Here is a 24,114-nt window from a genome sequence, read left to right on the forward strand (position 1 = left end):
CCTGTTCAGTCATGAACGGCTTCTCCGGTTTTTTTACTTTTGAACATATCCAGTGCCAGCATGACAGCGCCTACAGTGATTGCGCTGTCGGCAAAATTGAACGCCGGGAAGTGGTGGCGGTTCTGCCAGTGCACCAGGATGAAATCGATCACATGGCCCAGGGCAATGCGGTCATACAGGTTGCCCAGCGCGCCGCCGAGCACCAGTGCCAGCGCAACCGCCAGCCAGGTCTCGTTACGCCCCAGACGCTTGAGCCAGACCACCAGCACGGCGCTGACCACAATCGCAATCAGGGCAAACAACCAGCGCTGCCAGCCGGAGCTGTCAGCCAGGAAGCTGAATGCAGCGCCGGTGTTGTAGGCCAGGGTCCAGCTGAAGTAGTCGGGAATCACCACGATCTGCTGGTACATCTCGAGCTTGCCTTCGAAGTAGAACTTGCTGGCCTGGTCGATGACCAGAACCAGCAGGCTCAACCAGAGCCAGCCCAGCCGCCCGAAGCGGCCAACGGCATTAGGCATAGTGACGAACCTCGCCAGCGCCGCTGATGTTGTCGACGCAACGACCGCAGATTTCCGGATGCTCAGGGTTCACACCGACATCTTCACGGCAGTGCCAGCAACGGGCGCACTTGGCGTGGGCCGACTTGACGATCTTCAGCTTCAGGCCGCTGACTTCGGTAACTACCGCGTCGGCAGGAGCCTGTACAAACGGCGCAACGCTGGCGGTCGAAGTGATCAGCACGAAGCGCAGTTCGTTGCTCAGCTTGGCCAGGTCGGCGCTCAGGGCGTCTTCGGCGAACAGCGTCACTTCGGCTTGCAGGTTGCCACCGACGGCCTTGGCCGCGCGCTGGATTTCCATCTCCTTGTTGACCGCAACTTTCACTTCCATGATGCGATCCCAGTAGGCGCGACCCAGCTCGAAACCTTCCGGCAATTCGGTCAGGCCTTCGTACCAGGTGTTGAGCATGACGGATTCGTTACGCTCGCCCGGCAGGTACTGCCACAATTCGTCAGCGGTGAAGGCCAGGATCGGCGCGATCCAGCGCACCAGCGCCTCGGAGATGTGGAACAGCGCGGTCTGGCACGAACGGCGAGCCTTGCTGTCGGCGCCAGTGGTGTACTGGCGGTCCTTGATGATGTCGAGGTAGAAACCACCCAGCTCCTGCACGCAGAAGTTGTGGATCTTCGAGTAGACGTTCCAGAAGCGGTATTCACCGTAGTGCTCTTGCAGCTCGCGTTGCAGCAGCAGGGTGCGGTCTACGGCCCAACGGTCCAGTGCCAGCATTTCTTCGGCTGGCAGCAGGTCGGTGGCCGGGTTGAAGCCGGTCAGGTTCGAGAGCAGGAAGCGCGCGGTGTTGCGGATACGCCGGTAGGCGTCCGCACTGCGTTGCAGGATCTGCTCGGACACCGCCATTTCGCCGGAGTAGTCGGTCGACGCGACCCACAGACGCATGATGTCGGCGCCCAGGGTGTCGTTGACTTTCTGCGGAGCAATGACGTTGCCCAGCGACTTGGACATCTTGCGGCCAGACTCGTCCACGGTGAAACCGTGGGTCAGGAGCTCGCGGTACGGCGCGTGGTTGTCGATGGCGCAACCGGTCAGCAGCGACGAGTGGAACCAGCCACGGTGCTGGTCGGAACCTTCCAGGTACAGGTCGGCACGCGGACCGCTTTCGTGGCCCATCGGGTGCGAACCGCGCAGGACGTGCCAGTGCGTGGTGCCCGAATCAAACCAGACGTCCAGGGTGTCACTGATCTTGTCGTACTGCGGCGCTTCAGCGCCAAGCAGTTCGGCCGCGTCCAGCTTGAACCAGGCTTCGATGCCTTCGACTTCGACGCGCTTGGCAACTTCTTCCATCAGTTCGACGGTACGCGGGTGCAGCTCGCCGCTTTCCTTGTTCAGGAAGAACGGGATCGGCACACCCCAGTTGCGCTGGCGGGAAATGCACCAGTCCGGACGGTTGGCGATCATCGAGTGCAGGCGTGCCTGGCCCCAGGCCGGAACGAACTTGGTGTCTTCGATGGCCTTGAGCGAGCGCACACGCAGGGTGTCGCCCGAGGTCGGCTGCTTGTCCATGCCGATGAACCACTGCGCAGTGGCGCGGTAGATCAGCGGGGTCTTGTGGCGCCAGCAATGCATGTAGCTGTGTTCGATGACGGTGGTGTGCATCAGCGCACCGACTTCGGTCAGCTTGTCGACGATGGCCGGGTTGGCCTTCCAGATGAACTGGCCGCCGAAGAATTCCAGCGAAGTCGCGTAGACGCCGTTGCTTTGCACAGGATTGAGGATGTCGTCGTTGACCATGCCGTATTTCTTGCAGGTCACGAAGTCGTCCACGCCGTAGGCCGGGGCAGAGTGAACCACACCGGTGCCGGCGCCCAGCTCGACGTAGTCAGCCAGGTACACCGGCGACAGGCGATCGTAGAACGGGTGACGGAAGTTGATCAGTTCCAGTTCTTTACCGGTGGTAGTCGCGATGACCGAACCTTCAACGCCATAGCGCGTCAGGCAGGCTTCAACCAGCTCTTCAGCCAGCACCAGCAGCTTGTCGCCAATATCAACCAGGGCGTAGTTGAATTCCGGGTGGACGTTCAGCGCCTGGTTGGCCGGGATGGTCCACGGGGTGGTGGTCCAGATCACGATCGAGGCAGGTTTGCCCAGCGATGGCAGACCGAACGCGGCGGCCAGCTTGGCCTCGTCAGCGATCGGGAAGGCCACGTCGATGGTCGAGGACTTCTTGTTCTCGTACTCCACTTCCGCTTCGGCCAGGGCCGAACCGCAGTCGAAGCACCAGTTCACCGGCTTCAAGCCCTTGAACACGAAACCGCCCTTGACGATTTCGGCGAGCGCGCGGATTTCACCGGCCTCGTTCTTGAAATCCATGGTCTTGTACGGGTTGGCGAAGTCGCCCAGCACGCCCAGACGGATGAATTCGGACTTCTGCCCTTCGATCTGTTCGGTGGCGTAGGCTCGGCACAGTTCGCGGGTCTTGTCCGCGCCCAGGTTCTTGCCGTGGGTCACTTCGACTTTGTGTTCGATCGGCAGGCCATGGCAGTCCCAGCCCGGAACATAAGGCGCGTCGAAGCCCGACAGGGTCTTCGATCGGATGATCATGTCCTTGAGAATCTTGTTCAGTGCGTGACCGATGTGAATCGTGCCGTTGGCGTACGGAGGACCGTCGTGCAGGACGAACTTCGGACGATCCTTGCCAATTTCGCGCAACTTTCCGTACAGGCCAATGCTGTCCCAGCGCTGCAGAATCTGCGGTTCGCGCTGAGGCAGGCCGGCCTTCATTGGGAAGGCGGTGTCCGGAAGGTTTAGCGTGGCTTTATAGTCGGTCATTTAAGGCTCTTCATTAGCGATTGGCGCTAGGTGCGACAGGGCACGGGCGGCGGCGACATCCGCATTGATCGCCGTCTTAAGCGCCTCCAGAGAGGCGAAACGCTGCTCTTCACGCAGCTTGTGGTGGAAAACCACCGTCAAACGCCGGTCATACAGATCGCCGGCAAAATCTAAAAGATGGACTTCGAGGTGGGCTTTGCCATCTCCCTGGACCGTGGGGCGAACGCCGATATTGGCGACGCCTGGCCAGGTCTTGCCGTCGATGTCGACGTTGACCAGGTAAACCCCGGTCAGCGGCACGCGACGACGCTTGAGTTGAATGTTGGCGGTGGGCGTACCCAACTGCCGCGCCAGCTTCTGGCCGTGCAGCACGCGACCGGCGATCCGGTACGGGCGACCCAGCAGCCGCTCGGCGAGGGCAAAGTCAGCAGCGGCCAGCGCATTACGCACCTGGGTGCTGCTGACGCGAATGCCATCGAGCTCGACGGTCTGCGCCGCTTCCACGGTAAAGCCCTGCATCACGCCAGCCTGTTGCAGGAAATCGAAATCCCCTACCCGGTCACAGCCGAAACGGAAGTCGTCGCCAACTTCAAGGTGTTGCACGCCGAGCCCATCAACCAGGATGGTATCGACAAATTCACTGGCGCTGAGCTTGCTCAGGCGCTGGTTGAAGGCCAGGCAAAGGACCCGGTCGACCCCTTCGGCGGCCAACAGCTGCAATTTGTCACGCAACCGGGCCAGACGGGCCGGTGCCGTGTCCGGGGCGAAGAATTCCCGTGGCTGCGGCTCGAAAATCACCACGCAGCTGGGCACACCCAACTCGAGTGCACGCTCGCGCAGCCGCGCCAGGATAGCCTGGTGACCACGGTGCACACCGTCAAAGTTGCCAATAGTGGCGACACAGCCCCGATGCTGGGGGCGCAGATTGTGGAGGCCTCGAACCAGCTGCATAACGCGCTTCTTGCTCATAAAGTGGTCGATTATAACCACACCCGGCGGCCGACGACAGGCAACACCGTATCCCAAAGTCATCGAGCCGACAAAAACGCCGACTCGCCCGTGTTTATCACTGCCCCGGCCTCAGCCAAGCGTCCTGCGGTTGAAGTCGCGCAACCGAAAGCCCATCAACACTAACATGCCGAAATACGCCACCACACCGGCAATCACCAAAGCGCCCAGGCGCAGGAAACGCTCAAGCATCTGGCCATCGCCCCAAGCAGGCATGAAGTGCATCCCGGCCAGCAATACCGCGGACATCACCGCGACCGCGACCACCAGCTTGGCGCCGAACTTCGCCCAGCCCGGTTGCGGCTGATACATCTGTTGCTTGCGCAGTTGATAGAAGAGCAGCCCGGCATTGAGGCAGGCCCCGGCACTGATGGCAAGCGCAAGGCCGGCATGGGCCAGCGGGCCGATCAAGAGCAAGTTGAACAACTGGGTGACCACCAGGGTAAAAATCGCAATCTTTACTGGCGTGCGGATGTTTTGTTGCGCATAAAAGCCCGGCGCCAGCACTTTGATCACGATAATCCCGAGCAAACCGACCGAATAGGCAATCAGAGCACGCTGGGTCATGGCCGCATCATGGGCATCGAATTGACCATACTGGAACAGTGAAACCGTCAGCGGCTCGGCCAGGATTCCCAACGCCAGGGCACAAGGCAATACCAGCACGAAACACAGGCGCAGGCCCCAATCGAGGATTCGCGAATATTCCTGGCGATCCTTGCTGGCGTAGGTCTTGGCCAGGGTCGGCAGCAAAATCGTGCCCAGGGCCACGCCCAGCACACCGGACGGCAACTCCATCAGGCGATCGGCGTAGTACATCCAGGACACCGAGCCGGCCACCAGGAACGAGGCAAAGATGGTGTTGATGATCAGCGAGATCTGACTCACCGACACCCCGAGAATCGCTGGCAGCATCTGTTTCATCACCCGCCAGACGCCGCTGTCGCGCAGATTCAGGCGCGGCAGAACCAGCATGCCGATTTTTTTCAGATGCGGCAGCTGGTAGAGCAATTGCGCCAGACCACCCGCCAATACCGCCCATCCCAGGGCCATCACCGGGGGATCGAAGTACGGCGTCAGGAACAGCGCAAAAATGATCATGCTGACGTTGAGCAGGGTCGGCACAAAGGCCGGCACCGAAAAGCGATTCCAGGTATTGAGGATCGCTCCAGCCAACGAAGACAGGGAAATCAGCAGGATGTAAGGAAAGGTCACGCGCAGCAGACTCGTGGTCAGCTCGAACTTTTCCGGTGTATCGGCGAAACCCGGTGCAGTCACCCAGATCACCCAAGGTGCGGCCAGGATGCCCAACGCCGTGACAAACGCCAGCACCAGCGTCAGCAGGCCAGAAACATAGGCAATGAAGGTTCGCGTCGCCTCATCGCCCTTCTGACTCTTGTATTCGGCAAGAATCGGCACGAATGCCTGGGAAAACGCCCCCTCGGCAAAAATCCGCCGCAACAGATTGGGCAGTTTAAAGGCGATGAAGAAGGCGTCGGTCGCCATTCCCGCACCGAATGCACGCGCAATGAGGGTGTCACGAACAAACCCCAGAATCCGGGAAAGCATCGTGATAGAGCTGACGGCGGCCAACGATTTGAGCAGATTCATTGAAAGAGTTTGTGCCTGTCGATAAACAGCAGGCGAACTACGCGCCTACTTATGCGATACTCCGCGCCGCAACAGCACAGAGCCAAAGCTCGCGAGTTTACAGGTCGCACGCTGGAAAGAAATATCCAGAGGTGTAGTACCTACCACTTAGCGGAACGTCTCAACCGCCCTTGACAAGACCTCAACTCATCGGCATGATTCGCGGCCTATTTTGTTTGCTATTTCCTAAAAAGTCTTTCGAGGAGCTCGACGGTGGCCAACTCACCTTCCGCCAAAAAACGTGCAAAACAGGCTGAGAAGCGTCGCAGCCACAACGCCAGCCTGCGTTCCATGGTTCGTACCTACATCAAGAATGTAGTTAAGGCCATCGACGCAAAAGACGCTGAAAAAGCTCAAGCTGCATACGTTCTGGCTGTGCCAGTTATCGACCGTATGGCCGATAAAGGCATCATCCACAAGAACAAGGCTGCTCGCCATAAGAGCCGCCTGAATGGCCACGTAAAGGCCCTGAACGTTGCCGCTGCTGCCTAAGCGACTCGTTCATTAAAAAGCCGACCTCAGGGTCGGTTTTTTATTGCCCGCGATTTGATGGGCACGCAAAAAAAACTGTGGGAGCGGGCTTGCTCGCGAATGCGCAGCGTCAGTCGACCTCAATATTGACCGACACACTGCCTTCGCGAGCAAGCCCGCTCCCACAGTTCTGATTGTGTGAAATTACTGAGCGTGAGCCCACGGCAAGATTGGAATCGCCGTCACCGCGTTCTGCGGACTGCCCTCGATCAAGCGATCGCTGTAGACCAGATACACCAGCGTATTGCGCTTCTTGTCGAGGAACCGCACCACCTGCATGGTCTTGAATACCAGGGACGTGCGCTCCTTGAACACCTCGTCGCCGTCCTTGAGCTCACCCTTGAAGCTGATGGGCCCGACCTGGCGACAGGCGATGGACGCCTCGGCGCGATCCTCGGCCAATCCAAGCCCACCCTTCACGCCACCGGTCTTGGCCCGCGACAGGTAGCACGTCACTCCCTCGACCTTGGGATCATCAAAGGCCTCGACCACGATGCGATCATTCGGGCCGACAAACTTGAACACCGTCGACACCTGGCCAATTTCCTCGGCCGATACCAGCAACGGCATCGCCAACAGCAACCCCAATAATCCTTTTGCCACGCGCATCAGGTATTCCTTCAGACCAGGATCAGGTTATCGCGATGAACCAGTTCCGGCTCCGCCATATAACCCAAGAGACCGACAATCGCCTCAGACGACTGACCGATGATTTTTTGTGCTTCCAGCGCACTGTAGTTGGCCAGCCCACGGGCAATTTCACGACCGTCGGGCGCCACGCAGACCACCATTTCGCCGCGACGGAAGCTGCCTTGGACCAATTTGACCCCAACCGGCAGCAGGCTCTTGTTGCCCTGGGACAACGCCGTCACCGCCCCCGCATCCAGCACCAGGGTGCCACGGGTTTGCAGATGCCCGGCCAGCCATTGTTTGCGCGCCGCCAGCATGCCGCGCTCAGGCGAGAGCAAGGTGCCGATGCGCTCACCCGCCTTGAGGCGATCCAGTACACGCTCCAGGCGACCACCGACGATGATCGTATGCGCACCGGACCGCGCCGCCAGGCGCGCCGCCCGCAGCTTGGTCTGCATGCCGCCACGCCCCAGCGCACCGCCGGTACCACCCGCCACCGCATCGAGCGCCGGATCATCGGCGCGCGCTTCGTAGATCAACTGGGCATCAGGGTTATTGCGCGGATCAGCATCAAACATGCCATCGCGATCCGTCAGGATCACCAGCAGGTCAGCCTCGACCAGATTGGCCACCAGCGCCGCAAGCGTATCGTTGTCGCCGAAACGGATTTCGTCGGTAACCACGGTGTCGTTCTCGTTGATCACCGGGATGACCTTCAACTCGACCAGCGCGCGCAAGGTGCTGCGCGCATTCAGGTAGCGCTTGCGATCAGACAGGTCATCGTGGGTGAGGAGAATCTGCGCAGTGTGCCGGCCATGCTCGGCAAAGCTCGATTCCCAGGCCTGCACCAAGCCCATCTGGCCGATTGCAGCAGCGGCCTGGAGCTCGTGCATCGCACTGGGTCGAGCAGTCCAGCCCAGACGGCTCATGCCGGCCGCCACCGCCCCGGAGGACACCAGCACCAGCTCGACACCCGCCTCATGCAAGGCCACCATCTGTTCAACCCAGACACCCATTGCCGCGCGATCCAGGCCCTTGCCGTCCGCCGTCAGCAAAGCGCTGCCGATCTTCACGACCCAACGCTGCGCACCTGTCACCTTGCTCCGCATCATCTTCAACCTTAGCTTGAGGGCAGCGCGACCTGGCACTGCCCATGACGTTATTCGTGGTTATTCGTGACCAACGATCGATTTCCAGATACTAAAACGCCGCTCGATTGAGCGGCGCTTAAGTCTATCGCAACGAATCAGTCACGCACGTAAATGATTTCTGGACCGTCTTCGTCATCCACATCTTCTTCATCCCAATCATCGTCACCGATGTCGTGGACCGACTTCACGCCGCTGCGACGCAGTGCACGCTGATCGTCCAGCGCCTGCAACTGGGCACGGGCTTCATCCTCGATACGCTGATCGAGGTCAGCCAACTCTTCCTTGTAGGCCGGGTCGTTAGCCAGTCGATCAGCACGATCTTCCAGGTAACGCATGATGTCATGACACAGGCGTTCGGTGTTCTGCTTGGCGATGGCCGAGATCACATAGACTGGACCGGTCCACTCGAGGCGATCGACGATTTCCTTGACGCGCTCGTCGTGCTCTTCCTCGAGGATCTGGTCGCACTTGTTCAGGATCAACCAACGATCGCGCTCAGCCAGGGACGGGCTGAACTTGGTCAGCTCGTTGACGATGACTTCGGCAGCGTCCGGAGCACTGGTATCGTCCAGCGGGGCCATGTCGACGAGGTGCAGCAGCAGGCGGGTACGCGACAAGTGCTTGAGGAAGCGAATCCCCAGGCCGGCACCGTCGGAAGCGCCTTCGATCAACCCCGGAATGTCCGCAACCACGAAGCTTTTCCAGCGATCGACACTGACCACACCCAGGTTCGGCACCAGGGTGGTGAACGGATAATCGGCGACTTTCGGCTTGGCGGCCGAGACCGAACGAATGAAGGTGCTTTTACCCGCATTCGGCAAGCCCAGCAGACCCACGTCGGCCAGCACTTTCATTTCCAGCTTGAGGTCACGCTGCTCGCCCGGCTTGCCCGGCGTGGTCTGGCGTGGCGCACGATTGGTACTGGATTTGAAACGAGTGTTACCCAGACCGTGCCAGCCACCATGAGCCACCAGCAGTTTCTGGCCAGCCTTGGTCAGGTCGCCAATCACTTCCTGGGTGGCAGAGTCGATCACTGTGGTACCAACCGGCACACGCAGGATCAGATCCTCACCCTTCTTGCCGGTGCAGTCGGTGCTGCCGCCGTTGGAGCCACGCTCGGCATCGAAGTGCCGGGTGTAACGGTAGTCGACCAGGGTGTTGAGGTTCTCGTCGGCCATCATATAGATGGAACCGCCATCACCACCATCACCGCCGTTAGGACCACCGTTTTCGATGAATTTTTCGCGACGGAAGCTCATGCAACCGTTGCCGCCGTCACCGGCTTTTACTCGAATCGATACTTCATCAACAAACTTCATAACAAACGCCTCTCGCCATACGGACGAGCCGAAAAACAATCAAGACATAAGACTCTTGCAAAAATGAGCGCAGCGACCCCAAACCACGATACCTACATCGTACGCCGACAGCCCATACAAACAGCTTTGCAAGAGACTCACCCCACAAACGAAAAAGCCCCGTCGCGAGACAGGGCTTTTCCAGCGATCGCGCAATTAAGCCGCGACTACGCTCACGTAACGACGACCGAAGGCGCCTTTTACTTCGAACTTGATCACGCCTTCGACTTTAGCGAAGAGAGTGTGATCTTTACCCATGCCAACGCCGTAGCCAGCGTGGAATTGGGTGCCGCGCTGACGCACGATGATGTTGCCTGCTTTGATAGCCTGGCCGCCATACATCTTCACGCCAAGGCGTTTGGCTTCTGAGTCGCGACCGTTACGGGTACTACCACCAGCTTTTTTGTGTGCCATGAGTTCAATTCTCCTAGTGAGGAATTAGGCTGTAATTAAGCCTGAATACCGGTGATTTTGATCTCGGTGTACCACTGGCGGTGGCCCATACGCTTCATGTGGTGCTTACGGCGACGGAACTTGATGATGCGGACTTTATCGTGACGACCTTGGGAGATCACTTCAGCCACAACGGTAGCGCCAGCAACAACTGGAGCGCCGATATTCACGTCGTCGCCATTGGCAACCAACAGAACGCGATCAAAGGTAACGGATTCGCCGGTAGCGATTTCCAGTTTTTCGATCTTCAGGTATTCACCTGGGGCGACTTTGTACTGCTTGCCGCCAGTAACGATTACTGCATAAGACATGGTATTTCTCCGATAATCCTGCTCACCCAGCTCTTTATAAGAAGAGGTATTGGCTGGCATGGCTGCATGGGGCTGGAGGCCCACTTGCAATTGCGTAAGGCAGGTGCTGCCCAGGAAGTTCAGGGTGCGCGATTGTACGCAAGGCACGAGCGCCTTGCAATAGGCCGTCCATCGCGCCTTGACACCTGCAGGCGTGGGTCCTAGCATGCCGCGCAACCCTTCTGGAGCAACTGTCGCTGATGCAACCCCAAGCTTTCTACCGCGCGGTGGCGGACGATTTTAGCGCCGTCGACGGCATCATCAAGAAGCAGCTGACTTCCCGAGTGCCGCTGGTATCGAAAATCGGCGATTACATTACCTCGGCCGGCGGTAAACGCCTGCGTCCATTGTTAGTGCTGCTGTGTGGCAAGGCCCTTGGCCGTGAAGGCGACGACCTGCGCCTGTTGGCCGCGACCATCGAATTCCTGCACACCGCCACCCTGCTGCATGACGACGTGGTCGACATGTCCGGCATGCGCCGTGGCCGCTCGACCGCCAATGCCATGTGGGGCAATGCGCCGAGCGTGCTGGTGGGCGACTTCCTGTATTCGCGTTCCTTCGAAATGATGGTCGAGCTGGGCTCCATGCCGGTGATGAAGATCCTTTCGCAAGCCACGCGCATCATCGCCGAAGGCGAGGTATTGCAGCTGTCGAAGGTCCGCGACGCCAGCACCACCGAAGAAACCTACATGGAAGTCATCCGCGGCAAGACCGCGATGCTCTTCGAGGCCTCGACCCACAGTGCGGCCGCCCTGGCCGGTGCGACGCCTGAGCAGTGCGAAGCGTTGCGCACCTTCGGTGACCATCTGGGGGTGGCCTTCCAACTGGTCGACGACCTGCTGGACTACAAAGGCGATGCCGAGACCCTGGGCAAGAACGTCGGTGACGACCTGGCCGAAGGCAAGCCGACCCTGCCGCTGATCTACACCATGCGCGAAGGTACGTCGGAGCAGGCTGCACTGGTGCGCAAGGCAATCCAGAAAGGCGGCATTGAGGACCTGGAGAACATCCGCGAAGCCGTGGAAGCCTCCGGCTCGCTGGAATACACCGCGCAACTGGCCCGTGATTACGTGGCCCGTGCGATCAAATGCCTCGATGCGCTGCCTGCCAGCGAGTATCGCGATGCATTGGTCGAACTCAGCGAGTTCGCAGTAGCCCGCACCCACTGACAACGAACTTCCCCTGTGGGAGCGGGCTTGCTCGCTCCCACAGGTTTGTCAGCACCACGCCCTCTCCCGCCTAAAACCCTATATAATGTGCGCTTTTAGCGATCCTGAATCCAAAGGAGCCTTAGTGAGCACGTTGCCACCCTGCCCGAAATGCAATTCCGAATACACCTACGAAGACGGCGCCCAACTGATCTGCCCCGAGTGCGCCCACGAATGGTCCGCCAGCGGTGAAGCCGAAACCGTGGCCGATGACGCAGTGAAAAAGGATTCGGTCGGCAATGTCCTGCAGGACGGTGACACCATCACCGTGATCAAGGATCTCAAGGTCAAGGGCACGTCGCTGGTGGTCAAGGTCGGCACCAAGGTCAAGAACATCCGCCTGTGCGATGGCGATCACGACATCGACTGCAAGATCGACGGCATCGGCCCGATGAAGCTCAAATCCGAATTCGTCAGAAAAGTCTGATTCAGCTGTATGCCAGCCCACGCCTTGTCGCGGGCTGGCGCTACACCCTACCCCGCCTCCCCGGACACCTCCCCGCAATAGCCAAACGCCAGCCGTTTTGACCTTACGCAATCTTTACCCTGAAAAAAGCCCAAAGCGGTCATAGGCCCTTGCTATTTATTTAATAGGAATTATTCTCATCAAACTCAATCAACGGAGATGAGAACATGACTTATTTGATCGATGCCTGGCTGGACCGCCCACACCCCTACCTCAGGATCCTGCATCGGGAAACCGGGGAAGTCTGTGCCGTGCTGGAAGAGGAAGCCTTGAACGAACTGCAGGATCAGGGTGACCTGGACGTCAATGGGTTGAGTTCCAGCGAGCCGGTAGTGCTCAAGGAAGTGGTGCGCAACCTGTTCCTGTTCTGCTATGCCCGGGCGTTGCGCCCGACCAATGAGCTGCAGCACAAGATCGAAATATGAAAATCGTTAAACCTGCAGGAGCGGGCTTGCCAGCGAAAGCGGTGTGTCAGGCAACGTATTTGTCGACTGAACCAACGCCATCGCGAGCAAGCCCGCTCCCACATTAGCCCGAGGTCATATCGGGCCGGGCATTACAGTACGTCCAGCAGCTCGACGTCGAACACCAGTACGCTGTGCGGCGGAATGCTGCCAACGCCTTGAGCGCCGTAAGCCAGTTCGCTCGGCACGTACAGGCGCCATTTGCTGCCGGCATTCATCAGTTGCAGGGCTTCGGTCCAGCCAGCGATCACGCCGCCAACCGGGAATTCCGCAGGCTGGCCACGCTCGTAGGAGCTGTCGAACACAGTGCCGTCGATCAGGGTGCCGTGGTAGTGAGTACGCACGGTGTCTTCACGGGATGGCTTGGCGCCTTCACCGGCAGTCAGTACTTCGAACTGCAGGCCGGAAGCCAGGGTGGTGATGCCCTCACGCTTGGCATTTTCAGCCAGGAACGCCAGGCCTTCGCCAGCGGCCGCTTCAGCCTTGGCTGCGGCTTCGGCCTGCATGATTTCGCGAATTACCTTGAAGCTCGCGGACATTTCTTCCTGGCCAACACGGCTTGGCTGACCGGCAAACGCGTCGGTCAAGCCTGCCAGGATGGCGTCCAGGCTAACGCCCGGTGGCGGGTTGTCGCGCAGCTGGTCGCCCAGCTGACGGCCAATGCCGTAGCTGACGCGGGTTTCGTCGGTGGACAGATTTACTTCGGACATGACACTGCTCCGCTGTGCGGACGCCTCGAAACAGGCCGTGCGTGCACAGCGCCTCCCGGAGCGCCCGAAACCAAAAGGGCCAGCAGACTAGCACAGTTGTCGTGGCGTTGATCAGAGGCGTCAGGCGATCGGCACCTTCAGGTTTTCCTCAAGATCGGCAACCAACCCGCACATTTCGTCATGAACCACGGTATGCACCAGGTTGAAGTGCAACTTTGGAAAGGAACGCAGCACATCCCGGGCATGCTCCACGGAGCGCAGACTCATCGTTTGGCCATGCGCATCGTTCAATGGATACGCCGCGCCATGCATACGCGCCTCCAGCAGATAGATCCCCCCCTCCATCGAGATCAGGTTCAGCTCATCGACCTTTCCGGCGACGGCATAGGCATTCAACTCTTGCAGGTTCATGAACGCACCTCACACAGTGGCGAGCCAACACCTTTACAGGGATATGCCTCGGCGCCTCAAAGCACAAGCCATAAACAACGCCGCCCGTCTGTTTTGCAACAGACGGGCGGCGTGCGAGGTACAGGTCAGCCGTGGCTTAGTGCTTGGTCAATTTATCCAGGTAACCCATGGCGAATGCCGACACTACAAAGGTCATGTGGATGATGACATACCACTGCAAATGCTCGGGATCGACGTTCTTGGCGTCCATGAAGATGCGCAGCAGGTGAATGGACGAGATCGCTACGATCGAGGCGGCCACCTTCATTTTCAGCGACGACGAGTCCATGGTGCCCAACCAGTTGAGCTTCTCCTTGTTGTCGTCGATGTCCAGTTGAGAAACGAAGTTCTCATAACCGGAAATCATCACCATCACCAGCAAACCGCCTACCAGCGCCATGTCAATGAGCGACAGCAGCACCAGGATCAGGTCCGATTCGGCCATCGAGAAGACGTTTGGAATGACGTGGAAGACTTCCTGGAAGAATTTCAGCGCCAGTGCCAACAGCCCCAGAGACAAGCCGAAGTAAATCGGCGCCAGCAGCCAGCGCGAGGCGTACATTGCATTTTCGATAAAGCGTTCCATTAAATCTCACATATGGACTGGAAATGGCCGCAAGTATAACAGCGGCTTGTAACACTCAGAAACCATCGGTAAATCCGCAACCTGCGCGTGTGTGTCAATTTTTTTCTGCTAGTGTCCAAACCATTGACAGCAAAATGACATCGGACAGGAAGACGGGAAATGGATGGGCGATTGCCTTTAACGAGTGCCGGGATTTGCCTGGCTTTGCTACTCAGCGCGTGCTCGCCCAGCGACGAGAAGCGTCAAGTCAGCCTTGAAGAAAAGACTGCGCAGTTCGAGAAGTCCCTGGACGCCATCGAGGACCCGAAGCTCAAGGATGCGGTAGCCCAGCTGGGTGGCTCGTTGCTGTTGCTCGAGCGTGCACAACTCAAACTCGACAGCAAACCTGTGGAAACCGAATACGGCGAAGACGCCCTCGCCGTGCTCAAGCACTACCCAACGCCACAGGCCTTGGTCGACACCTACATCAATGGCCTGTTCGTCCTGCACAAGGAATCCAGCTCCGACTACCTGACTGACCTGCAGCCGGTGTTCCCCTTCAACTTCAGCATCCCGGCGGCGTTCCTGTTTCCCCATGGCCTGCAATGGCAGTCGGTTACCCTGAGCAACAAACGGGTCATCGCCTTTCAACCGGAATGGTCGGAAACCGACCCCGGCATTCAACTGAGCCCGTCGAGCTCCAACCTGACCAACCCTGACGACCTGACGGTGACCTATCCGTTCATCGAAGGCCTGGACGTCGATATCAAGAACCAGCCACGACCGGTGAGCCTGCAAGGCCAGGTGGAAGTCATTGCGCCGCGCCGGCTCTACAGCTTCGACTTGACGAAAAAGGACATCGGCCAGACCCGCACCAACGACAACCTGAGCGTCACCTTGGTGAATCTGGCGGAGAACTACGCCGAAATCGAGTTCAGCAACAGCGCGCCGCTGGCGCCCGAAATCGCAGAAACACCGCTAAACCCGCTGATTGTCCAGGCCAGGGACGCCACCGGGCAGTTTCTCTCGCGCTCAGGCTCGATCAATGAGACCGCCGCACAAATTGCCTTCTACCAGAAACAACTGGCGAAGATGCAGCAACAGAAGCTCTGGAGCGAGTCGCTGGAAAAACAGCTCGATGAAGAGCAACAAAACTTCGAGAAACAACAGAAACGCCACTACTCCAAGGTTTATTTCAACGGGCCGATCGAAACTCTTGAGGTCAGCCTGCTGGATTTCTCGAGCGTTACGGTAACCCGCAAGGACTTGAACCTGCCGGTCCTGCGCTTCGACCGACGCACCACGGCGAAAACCATCCAGCCGCTGAACTTGCCGGTGGTGGTCTATGACGACAACGCCCCGACCTGGCTCAAGGGTGCGACGCTGACAGAGGAACAGCTGAAAAAAGGCGTCAGGATCAATCAATCGGTCGAGGACCCAAGCGCTGCACGCGTCGAGTTCACTCACCTGCGCACCTTCAATGATGAACTGCTCGGCACCTCTTTCAACCCTGGCGACAGCCCGGTCAGCTTCTTCACCGAAGACAGTAGCGGCAAGCGCGATGAGCCGATCGAATTGCCACCAGAGGCTTATGAGGTCGACCCCCTGCGCGGCACCATCACCTACGATCTGAATCTGTTTCCACAAACGCCTGCCTTTGTGGTCGGTTCCATCCCATTGTTTCTGGCCACCGTCGACAAGCAGACAGTCGAAGCCCATCACTTGCCCAAAGGTCTTGAACTCAAGGGCAATGCACTGGTGGTGGATTCCAAAGTATTTCCCGATCAGGACTGGCGTTTCTTCGCCAAGGATGACAGCGGCAATTACCTGAAGGAAATTCTTGCGGTCAGCCATGACGCGAGCACAGAAGGCCCTGCGTTATTCGCCGTGCATTACTTCTACGGGCAACCCACGCGCCTGGAAACCTATCAACGAACAGACCTCGCCACCGTGCAATACGGTTTCGAGGTCAAACTCGACAAGGCAGACATGTCCAGCCAGCCCCAATAGCGTTGTCAGTGCTCAGGCCGGAACTCGAAGCCACCCACGTTACGACAACGGCCACCATTGATTTCCCGTAACTGGGCTTGCAGATGCAGGCACCAGATCTGCGGGTCATCGGCCAGTTCATAGCCATGCAGGGTCAGGCTTTCAACGATGGTATCGAGGATGGACTCGGCCACGAAAGGGCCATGAAACGGGCCTTGGGCTTTGATGGCTGAAGGCTGTTCACCGGCCATTCCGGCGGCGAAGAGCAAGGTCCACATGCCCGTATCGCCAGCCAACGGCTTGATGGCGCATTCGATACGGGTCACAAGACCCAGGCATTGACGGGTGAGACAGAGGTTGCGCGACATGGCGGCGACCCTCGGTAGATCCGGTATTCAGCCTCCACGGGAAGGCTGTCTCGATCCAGTGATACTGTCGATATCCTTGAGCAGAGAATAGAGGAAAAGTCTGACTAGCACGTCAAGTAAGACCAGAAGGCGCCGAATGGTCATAGTGTGAATATTGGCGCCAGAGTGATGGCACTTTATTGAAATTCACAGAAGCAAATGTGGGAGCGGGCGTGCTCGTGAAAGCGTCGTGCCAGACAACATCAATGTTGAATGTCAGACCGCCTTCGCGAGCAAGCCCGCTCCCACAGTGGATCGGGTGAAGCCTCAGTTTGGTGTCAGGCCGGCTTGGCCTCCACCAGCGCCTCGACCGCCATTTCCTTTTCGGCCTCTTTCAGATCCTCCTCGCTGATCATCTCCGCGATCACCCGCAGGCGCTCCACCACCCGTGCGTTGACGCTGCCTTCAGGGAACTCGCCATTCTCATCGGGTTCGCCCGCCGGCTCGCCCACCAAAAGGCTCAGCGCCTCGTCAGCCTGGCGCACGGCATAGACATGGAACTGACCGGCGCGCACCGCCGCCAGCACCTTCTCATCGAGCATCAGCGTGGCGACGTTGGCATGAGGAATGATCGCGCCCTGCTCGCCAGTCAACCCGCGGGCTTCGCAGAGCCGGAAGAAGCCTTCGATCTTCTCGTTGACGCCACCCACGGCCTGCACTTCACCAAACTGGTTGATCGAGCCGGTAATTGCAAAACACTGCTTGAGCGGAGTTTTCGACAAGGCCGATATCAAAGTGCACGCCTCGCCCAGGGAAGCACTGTCACCATCGACGTAGCCGTAGGACTGCTCCAGCGCGATACTCGCGGAGATGGCCAGCGGAAACTCCTGGGCATAACGACTGCCCAGGTAACCGGTGAGGATCATCACCCCTTTGGAGTGGATCGGCTGGCCGAGGTTGACCTCACGCTCGATGTCGACGATGCCGCTGCCGCCCGGATACACCGTGGCGGAAATCCGCGCCGGTACACCGAAGGCCGAGTCGCCGACTTCCAGCACGGTCAGGCCGTTGCACTTGCCGACCGCCGCGCCTGCGGTGTCGATCAGGATGATCCCCGCCAGCATGTCGTCGAGAATCCGCGCCGACACGCGCCCGGTACGGGTGGCCTTGGCCTTGAGCGCACGCTCGATGTGACCGGCGTCGGTCATTTCATCCGAGGCCAGGTGACGAATGAAGTCCGCCTCGCTGACCAGCTGGAACAGATCGCCGATGCGCGCCGACAACCGTCCCTGGTGCTCGGCCAGGCGTGCGCTGTAGGTCGCCAGGCGTGCCACCGCATCGGCCGTCAACGGCGCCATGCCCTCCTCGGAAGTACGGGTCTTGAGCAACTGGGCGAACTGCTCCAGGCTCTCGTCGACCATCGGGATGTCTTCATCGAAATCCACCAGGACGCGAAACATTTCCTGGAAGTCCGGATCGAGGTCTTGCAGCGTGTAGTAGAGCTGGCGGGCACCGATGATGACGACCTTGACCTGCAAAGGAATGTGCTGCGGCGTCAGGGTGACGGTAGCAAAACGGCCCATCTCGCCCAGGGGCGATTCCATTTTCAGTTTGCGCGATTGCAGGGCGCGCTTCAGCGCATCCCACACGAACGGCTCGCTGAGCATTTTATCCGCTTCAAGGATCAGGAAGCCGCCGTTGGCCCGGTGCAACGCACCGGGTCGCAGTTGCCGATAGGTGGTGTAGAGCGCGCCCTGATCGGTGGTGTACTCGATACGACCAAACAGATTTTCGTAGGTCGGGTGCGGCTCAAAGACCACTGGCGCACCGCCGCTGAACGGATGACCGACCACCAGGCTCGGCGCGTATTGCTCCTCCAGCAGCTTGCGGGCGACAGCATCGGTCTTGCTGTCGTCGACCAGTTGCTCGACCACGGTCTTGAGCAAATACACTTGCATCGCTTGCAGGTAGCCGCACACCGCAGCGTTCTCGGCGTATTTCTCCGACAACGGCGACAGCAATGGCTGCAGGGCCAGGGTAATGGTTTCCTCGTTGAGATGGCGCAGTTGATTGCTCGACTCACGCTTCCATTGCGGCAGGCTGGCGAGCTCCTCGTTCAGACGCTCTTCGAGGTTGGATATATCCTCGTGAAAGCGCTCGCGCTCGGCTTCCGGCAACTGGGCGAATTCCGCCTCGTCCAGCGCCTTGCCTTCGAGCATCGGCGTGAAGGCGATGTTGCTGCTGTCGCGGTACAGCGCGACCTCTTTTTCCAGCGCCAGCCGCTCGATCACGTCCAGCGCCTTGTCGTAGCGCTGGTTGAACGCTCGGTCGATGGCGCTTTTTTTCTGCTGGTAGGACGGGTGCTCGAACACCGCCGGAAAGGTCGCCAGCAGGTTGTCGATCAAACCGTTGATGTCGCCGATGAAGGCACCGGCGGTGCCCGATGGCAACTCCAGGGCGCGGGGTTCGCGCGGCTCATCGAAATTATTGACGTAGACCCAGTCCGCCGGGGTCTGCAGGCGCTTGCCTTCGGCCTTCAGGTAACGTTTGACGAACGAGAAGCGACCGGTGCCAGGCTCGCCCATGACGAATACGTTGTAACCGGGGCGTGGCATGGCCACACCGAACTGCAAGGCTTCGACCGCACGTTCCTGGCCAAGCACACCGCGAAAGGGCTCCAGATCATTGGTGGTAGAGAAGCTGAACTGTTCAGCGGAAAACGGACGGGTCAGCGCTTCAGGCGCTAGACGCAAGCTGGCAGCAACAGGATCAGGCATCGGGCTTCCTTAACAATCAGGCGGGGCAGATAGCGGCATTCTGGCGCTGCCCATACCTCACTTGCAAGGCGCGCCTCATGGCAAAGCATAGACAAACCATCTGAGCCAGGCGGGCCGGGGTCAAATCAAGGTTTGCACTGAATATTCAGCAAAAAATCACGGAACCCCGGGAACGTGCCTAAACTCCAAACTGCGCGGCTGGACTAATAACCGGCCCAACTGGCATCAGATAGGCGCCAGCACCCTTGTCCATTGGTATGCACACAAGAGAATAAAGCTATGAAACGGATTCTTCTCGGTACTCTCTTCACCGCTGTATCCATCAACGCCATGGCTCAGGCGCCAGGCGGCCCGGATTGCGGTTGGGGCAACATGCTGTTCGAAGGCCAGCGTGGCACCCCGGCTCACTTCCTGGCATCCACCACCAACGGCACCTCCGGCAACGCAACGTTCGGTATGACTTCTGGTACCAACGGTTGCTCGACCAACGCGTCGCTGACCTATGGCGGCAAATCCTGGTTTGCCATGAATGGCATGATGAACGAGCTGTCCGAAGACATGGCTAAAGGTCAGGGCGAAGCGCTGACCACCTACGCCGTGGTACTGGGCGTGGCGCCGGAAGACCGCGCGCACTTCGCCGCCGTCACTCACGAGCACTTCCAGCAGATCTTCAGCAAGGCTGACGTGACCGCGGAAGATGTGCATACCAACACTCTGGCCGTTCTGAAGAGCGATCCTCGTCTGGCCAAGTACGCCACTCAGGCATAAGCTCGACCCGCCCGCTTCTTTCGGGAAGCGGGTTTTTATTTTTTTGACCCCGCCCTGCCTTGGGTCTTTGTTTCTTTCGACTTAAGTTGCCACTTATGCTCAAACGCCTTTCCTGGCTGGCGCTCTGTGTCTGCGCCCCGCTGTCCGCCGCGCCTCATATCGATCCTCAACGTTTGCAGCAGCTGGCCAACGACCCCTTCTGGATTTCCCTGGGTCATTACGAAACCGCCAAGCTCGGTGGCTGGCGCAGCTATGTCAGCGACAAAAAATTCTTTCTCGCCGCCGATGGCAACGAACGTCCAGACCATGAACTGGCGGCCACCGTGCAGGCGTTGTATGCCCCGGCCAGTGCAGGTGAACAGCATGCACAGTGCGTCTACCCGGCACGAACCCGCTGGCTGAAATCGCAGCTCAACCTGACCGACCTGCCTGCGCTTCCCTGCGCCGAGTTCAAGCAATGGTTCAAGGACGTCTCGCCCCACAGCGCGGTGATGATCTTTCCGGCGGCCTACCTGAACAGCCCGTCATCGATGTTCGGCCACACCCTGCTGCGCATCGATCAGGCCGATGTACAGAGCGACAAGACCTCGCTGCTCAGTTACGCGATCAATTTCGGCGCCTACATCGAGGGCTCGGACAACAGCATCCTGTACGCCTGGAAAGGCTTGATGGGTGGCTATCCAGGGCTGTTTGCGCTGGTGCCCTACCAGGAAAAACTCTCGGAATACCGCAGCCTCGAAAACCGCGACTTGTGGGAATACCGCCTGAACCTGACCCAGCAGGAAACGGCGCGCATGGTCGAGCATGTCTGGGAACTGAAGCAGATTCAGTTCGACTATTTCTTCTTCGACGAAAACTGCTCCTACCGCCTGCTGGAACTGCTGCAAGTGGCGCGCCCGAGCCTGCGCCTGACCGAGCAGTTCCCCCTGACCGCCATCCCCACTGACACTGTAAAAGCCGTGAAAGAAGCCGGGCTGGTGGAGTCCATCCAGTACCGTCCTTCGCGCGAACGCGAACTGCTAAGCCGTGCCGAGCCCCTGACCGATGAAGAACAGCAGTGGGTACTGAAAGTCAGCGCCGACCAGAAACAACTGCAAACAGCCGAGTTCAAGGCACAGCCCCGCGATCGCCAAGCACTGATCATCGATGCGGCCTATCGCCTGGAACGTTACCGCGCCAACGGTCAGGAGCGTGATCCGCAACGGGCGCAGCGCAGCTTTGAATTGCTTCGGGCGATCAACCAGAACCCCGCACCGGAACTGGACATCCCGCAGCCTGGCCTGCCCGAGGATGGCCACGAATCGCGGACCTGGCAGGCCGGTCTCGGCACCCGCGGCGACCGTGCCTTTGGCGAGTACGGCCTGCGCATGGCCTATCACGACCTCAACGATAACGCCGAAAGCTTTCCTCTCGGCGCACAGATCGAAATCCTGCAGCTGAAACTGCGCCAGTACGAAGGCAATGACTGGCAAGTGCAGCAATTGGACCTGGCGACGATACGTTCCCTGACCCCGCGCAACGAGCTGCTGCAACCGCTGTCCTGGCAGGTCACCGGTGGCCTGGAGCGGGTGCCGGGCAAGCATGACGATGAAACCCTGGTCAGCCACGTCAATGGCGGCGGCGGTGGCACCTGGCAACTGGCCGACGACACGCTCGGTTTTGCCTTGGGCACCGTGCGCGTGGAGCACAACAATGACTTCGCCGAGTTCATCTCGCCGGCGGCGGGTTTCAACACGGGCCTGCTGTGGAAAAACCCGCTGGGCAATTTGAGCCTGGAGGCAAAGGGCGACTTCTTCACCAACGGTGAAGTGCGCCGCAGCCTGAGCTTGAACCAGCAGTGGGAACTGTCGCGCAACCTCGGTCTGCGCCTGAGTGCCCAGCGCGAATTCAGCCACCTGGCCACGCCCGAAAATGAAGTGATGCTTGAGCTGAAGTGGTATCACTACTGACGCCTGTAGGAGCCGCGAGAGGCCTATCGCTCGCAATAGGTCGCTTCCAGACATCCAGTGAAACCAAATGCCTGCCAGCATGGCCAAAACCCTATTACGGGAGAAAACCATGAGCCGGGCATTCGTCAATGAAGATAACGCCGCTGCGCAAGCCGATCAGCCGGTCGAGCGGCAGGTCAGCACGCAGCCCAACTATGTCACTCCATCCGGCCTGAGCCAGTTGCAGGACAAAGTCGTCGAGTTGCAAACCCTGCATGCCGAGCAATTGGCCAAGGGCGACCAGGCAGACAAGCAGCGCCTGGCCGACCTCGAACGTGACTTGCGCTACTTCAAGCAGCGACTGAGCAGCGCCCAGGTGGTGCCCGCCGCCACTTCGACCGAGAACGTGCAGATCGGTAGCTGGGTGACTTTCGTCGATGAGAATGGCACCGAACACCGAGTGCAACTGGTGGGTGAGGATCAGGCCGATGCAGCCCGTGGCCTGATCAACTGGAGCTCACCGCTGGGTCGGGCATTGCTGGGCGCACATCGGCACGATGAAGTGCTCTGGCAACGCCCCGCCGGCAATCAACGGATAGAAGTGATGCGCATCGAAGCGGCTTAAACCACGCCCTGGGCGAGCATGGCGTCGGCAACCTTGACGAAACCGGCGATGTTGGCCCCCTTGACGTAGTTGACCTGACCGTTTTCTTCCCCGTAATGCACGCAAGCATGGTGGATCGACTGCATGATCGCGTGCAGCTTGCTGTCCACTTCACCACCGGTCCAGAGCAGGCGCATGGCGTTCTGCGACATCTCCAGGCCGCTGACGGCAACTCCACCGGCATTGGACGCCTTGCCCGGCGCGAACAGGATGCCGGCCTCGATGAACAGGTCGACGGCTTCGAGGGTGGTCGGCATGTTCGCGCCTTCCGCCACACAGATGCAGCCATTGCGCAGCAATGCACGTGCGGCATCGGCATCCAGTTCGTTCTGCGTGGCGCACGGCAGCGCAATGTCGCAGCTCAGCCCCCAGGGGTGCTGGCCGGCCAGGAACTCCAGGCCAAAACGACCTGCCAGTTCACTGATGCGTCCGCGCTGGACGTTTTTCAGTTCCAGCACGGCCTGCCATTGCGCCTCGGTCAGCCCGCTTTCGCAATACAGCGTGCCTTCGGAGTCAGACAGCGAAATCACTTTACCGCCCAGGTCCATGACCTTGCGCGCGGCGTATTGCGCAACATTACCGGAACCGGAGATCGCCACGCGCTTGCCTTCGACGGTGGCACCGCGACGCTTGAGCATTTCCTCGGCGAAGTACACGCAACCGAAGCCGGTGGCCTCAGGACGAATCAGGCTGCCGCCGTAGCTCGGGCCCTTGCCGGTCAACACGCTGGTGAACTGGTTGCTCAGGCGCTTGTACTGACCGAACAGGAAGCCGATCTCACGGGCACCGACACCGATGTCGCCAGCCGGCACGTCGACATCGGCGCCGATGTGACGGTACAGCTCGCTCATGAAAGCCTGGCAGAAGCGCATGACTTCGGCGTCGCTCTTGCCTTTGGGGTCGAAATCCGAACCACCCTTGCCACCGCCCATGGGCAGAGACGTCAGCGAGTTCTTGAAGGTTTGCTCGAAGGCGAGGAACTTCAAGACTCCCAGATTCACCGACGGATGGAAACGCAGCCCACCCTTGTACGGGCCGATGGCGCTGTTCATCTGGATACGGAAACCGCGATTGACCTGGACCTTGCCGTGATCGTCGACCCAGGACACGCGGAACACGACGGCCCGCTCAGGCTCGCAGATGCGCTCAAGAATGCCGGAGCTCAGGTAATGCGGATTGGCTTCAAGAAAGGGCCACAGGCTACGCAGCACTTCTTCGACGGCCTGATGAAATTCAGGCTGGTCCGGGTCGCGTTTTTTCAGGCGGGCAAGGAAGGAGTCGACGGATTCGATCATGGAAAAAGTC

General features: G+C 59.4%; 23 protein-coding genes. 8 read left to right on the plus strand and 15 right to left on the minus strand.

Annotated elements, in window-relative coordinates; all coding sequences use genetic code 11:
- Positions 1-5: 5 nt before the first annotated feature.
- The 4 genes from lspA to murJ form a co-directional block, all read right to left on the minus strand.
- On the minus strand, positions 6-518 hold the full coding sequence (gene lspA / locus NQL71_RS17615; RefSeq protein ID WP_046815714.1) for a signal peptidase II: 513 nt from the start codon (positions 516-518) through the stop codon (positions 6-8).
- On the minus strand, positions 511-3,342 hold the full coding sequence (gene ileS, locus NQL71_RS17620; protein ID WP_274643068.1) for an isoleucine--tRNA ligase: 2,832 nt from the start codon (positions 3,340-3,342) through the stop codon (positions 511-513). Before ileS ends, lspA begins: the two co-directional genes overlap by 8 nt.
- Entirely contained in the window at positions 3,343-4,293 is a 951-nt protein-coding gene (gene ribF, locus NQL71_RS17625; protein ID WP_046815716.1) for a bifunctional riboflavin kinase/FAD synthetase, read from the minus strand. It lies immediately after the preceding gene.
- A 129-nt stretch (positions 4,294-4,422) separates the two neighbouring features.
- Positions 4,423-5,961 carry a murein biosynthesis integral membrane protein MurJ gene (gene murJ / locus NQL71_RS17630; protein ID WP_046815717.1) on the minus strand — a complete coding sequence of 513 codons (1,539 nt, stop codon included), beginning with the start codon at positions 5,959-5,961 and terminating at the stop codon, positions 4,423-4,425.
- Between the two features lie 252 nt (positions 5,962-6,213).
- On the opposite strand from murJ, the gene rpsT reads away from it, so the two are divergent.
- Entirely contained in the window at positions 6,214-6,492 is a 279-nt protein-coding gene (rpsT, locus tag NQL71_RS17635; RefSeq protein ID WP_020798646.1) for a 30S ribosomal protein S20, read from the plus strand.
- A 183-nt stretch (positions 6,493-6,675) separates the two neighbouring features.
- Here the strand turns inward: rpsT and NQL71_RS17640 are convergent, their stop codons facing one another.
- From NQL71_RS17640 to rplU, 5 genes are all read right to left on the minus strand, one after another.
- Positions 6,676-7,140: a CreA family protein gene (locus NQL71_RS17640; protein WP_007970921.1), complete on the minus strand. Its 465-nt coding sequence runs from the start codon at positions 7,138-7,140 to the stop codon at positions 6,676-6,678.
- A gap of 11 nt (positions 7,141-7,151) precedes the next feature.
- Positions 7,152-8,270 (minus strand): glutamate 5-kinase, encoded by a 1,119-nt coding sequence (gene proB / locus NQL71_RS17645; protein WP_033041014.1) that lies wholly within the window; start codon positions 8,268-8,270, stop codon positions 7,152-7,154.
- A gap of 137 nt (positions 8,271-8,407) precedes the next feature.
- Entirely contained in the window at positions 8,408-9,631 is a 1,224-nt protein-coding gene (gene cgtA / locus NQL71_RS17650) for an Obg family GTPase CgtA (RefSeq protein WP_046815719.1), read from the minus strand.
- 195 nt (positions 9,632-9,826) lie between these two features.
- Complete coding sequence (gene rpmA / locus NQL71_RS17655) at positions 9,827-10,084, minus strand: 50S ribosomal protein L27 (protein ID WP_003281574.1); 258 nt, start codon at positions 10,082-10,084, stop codon at positions 9,827-9,829.
- A gap of 35 nt (positions 10,085-10,119) precedes the next feature.
- Positions 10,120-10,434 (minus strand): 50S ribosomal protein L21, encoded by a 315-nt coding sequence (gene rplU, locus NQL71_RS17660; protein ID WP_003176051.1) that lies wholly within the window; start codon positions 10,432-10,434, stop codon positions 10,120-10,122.
- Positions 10,435-10,673: 239 nt separating this feature from the next.
- On the opposite strand from rplU, the gene NQL71_RS17665 reads away from it, so the two are divergent.
- The 3 genes from NQL71_RS17665 (at position 10,674) to NQL71_RS17675 (ending at position 12,572) form a co-directional block, all read left to right on the plus strand.
- Positions 10,674-11,642 (plus strand): polyprenyl synthetase family protein, encoded by a 969-nt coding sequence (locus NQL71_RS17665; protein WP_046815720.1) that lies wholly within the window; start codon positions 10,674-10,676, stop codon positions 11,640-11,642.
- A 124-nt stretch (positions 11,643-11,766) separates the two neighbouring features.
- The gene (locus NQL71_RS17670) at positions 11,767-12,108 is read left to right on the plus strand and encodes a zinc ribbon domain-containing protein YjdM (RefSeq protein WP_166618920.1); all 342 of its coding nucleotides are present in this window, start codon (positions 11,767-11,769) and stop codon (positions 12,106-12,108) included.
- Positions 12,109-12,314: 206 nt separating this feature from the next.
- Positions 12,315-12,572: a PA4570 family protein gene (locus NQL71_RS17675; protein WP_046815722.1), complete on the plus strand. Its 258-nt coding sequence runs from the start codon at positions 12,315-12,317 to the stop codon at positions 12,570-12,572.
- Positions 12,573-12,703: 131 nt separating this feature from the next.
- Here the strand turns inward: NQL71_RS17675 and bamJ are convergent, their stop codons facing one another.
- The 3 genes from bamJ to NQL71_RS17690 form a co-directional block, all read right to left on the minus strand.
- Positions 12,704-13,321, minus strand: coding sequence for a BamJ family beta-barrel-assembly machinery protein (gene bamJ, locus NQL71_RS17680; RefSeq protein WP_046815723.1), 618 nt, complete (start codon positions 13,319-13,321; stop codon positions 12,704-12,706).
- 120 nt (positions 13,322-13,441) lie between these two features.
- On the minus strand, positions 13,442-13,732 hold the full coding sequence (locus NQL71_RS17685; protein WP_046815724.1) for a DUF6482 family protein: 291 nt from the start codon (positions 13,730-13,732) through the stop codon (positions 13,442-13,444).
- A gap of 136 nt (positions 13,733-13,868) precedes the next feature.
- On the minus strand, positions 13,869-14,357 hold the full coding sequence (locus NQL71_RS17690; RefSeq protein WP_046815725.1) for a TIGR00645 family protein: 489 nt from the start codon (positions 14,355-14,357) through the stop codon (positions 13,869-13,871).
- Positions 14,358-14,516: 159 nt separating this feature from the next.
- On the opposite strand from NQL71_RS17690, the gene NQL71_RS17695 reads away from it, so the two are divergent.
- Positions 14,517-16,346 carry a hypothetical protein gene (locus NQL71_RS17695; RefSeq protein ID WP_077185846.1) on the plus strand — a complete coding sequence of 610 codons (1,830 nt, stop codon included), beginning with the start codon at positions 14,517-14,519 and terminating at the stop codon, positions 16,344-16,346.
- Between the two features lie 5 nt (positions 16,347-16,351).
- Here the strand turns inward: NQL71_RS17695 and NQL71_RS17700 are convergent, their stop codons facing one another.
- Both NQL71_RS17700 and NQL71_RS17705 read right to left on the minus strand, forming a co-directional pair.
- A complete protein-coding gene (locus NQL71_RS17700) occupies positions 16,352-16,693 on the minus strand; it encodes a PA4575 family protein (protein WP_046815727.1) in 342 nt (113 codons plus the stop codon).
- Positions 16,694-17,010: 317 nt separating this feature from the next.
- On the minus strand, positions 17,011-19,449 hold the full coding sequence (locus NQL71_RS17705; RefSeq protein ID WP_046815728.1) for a Lon protease family protein: 2,439 nt from the start codon (positions 19,447-19,449) through the stop codon (positions 17,011-17,013).
- Positions 19,450-19,728: 279 nt separating this feature from the next.
- On the opposite strand from NQL71_RS17705, the gene NQL71_RS17710 reads away from it, so the two are divergent.
- The 3 genes from NQL71_RS17710 (at position 19,729) to NQL71_RS17720 (ending at position 22,770) form a co-directional block, all read left to right on the plus strand.
- The gene (locus tag NQL71_RS17710) at positions 19,729-20,217 is read left to right on the plus strand and encodes a DUF3015 domain-containing protein (RefSeq protein ID WP_020798660.1); all 489 of its coding nucleotides are present in this window, start codon (positions 19,729-19,731) and stop codon (positions 20,215-20,217) included.
- A 95-nt stretch (positions 20,218-20,312) separates the two neighbouring features.
- On the plus strand, positions 20,313-22,166 hold the full coding sequence (locus tag NQL71_RS17715; protein WP_077185845.1) for an Lnb N-terminal periplasmic domain-containing protein: 1,854 nt from the start codon (positions 20,313-20,315) through the stop codon (positions 22,164-22,166).
- Positions 22,167-22,275: 109 nt separating this feature from the next.
- Positions 22,276-22,770 carry a GreA/GreB family elongation factor gene (locus NQL71_RS17720; RefSeq protein WP_046815730.1) on the plus strand — a complete coding sequence of 165 codons (495 nt, stop codon included), beginning with the start codon at positions 22,276-22,278 and terminating at the stop codon, positions 22,768-22,770.
- Here NQL71_RS17720 and gdhA read toward each other — a convergent pair.
- A complete protein-coding gene (gene gdhA, locus NQL71_RS17725) occupies positions 22,767-24,104 on the minus strand; it encodes an NADP-specific glutamate dehydrogenase (RefSeq protein ID WP_046815731.1) in 1,338 nt (445 codons plus the stop codon). The two genes, NQL71_RS17720 and gdhA, sit on opposite strands and share 4 nt — an antisense overlap.
- Positions 24,105-24,114: the final 10 nt, after the last annotated feature.

The sequence above is a fragment of the Pseudomonas serbica genome (assembly GCF_028823535.1).
Lineage (GTDB): Bacteria > Pseudomonadota > Gammaproteobacteria > Pseudomonadales > Pseudomonadaceae > Aquipseudomonas > Aquipseudomonas serbica.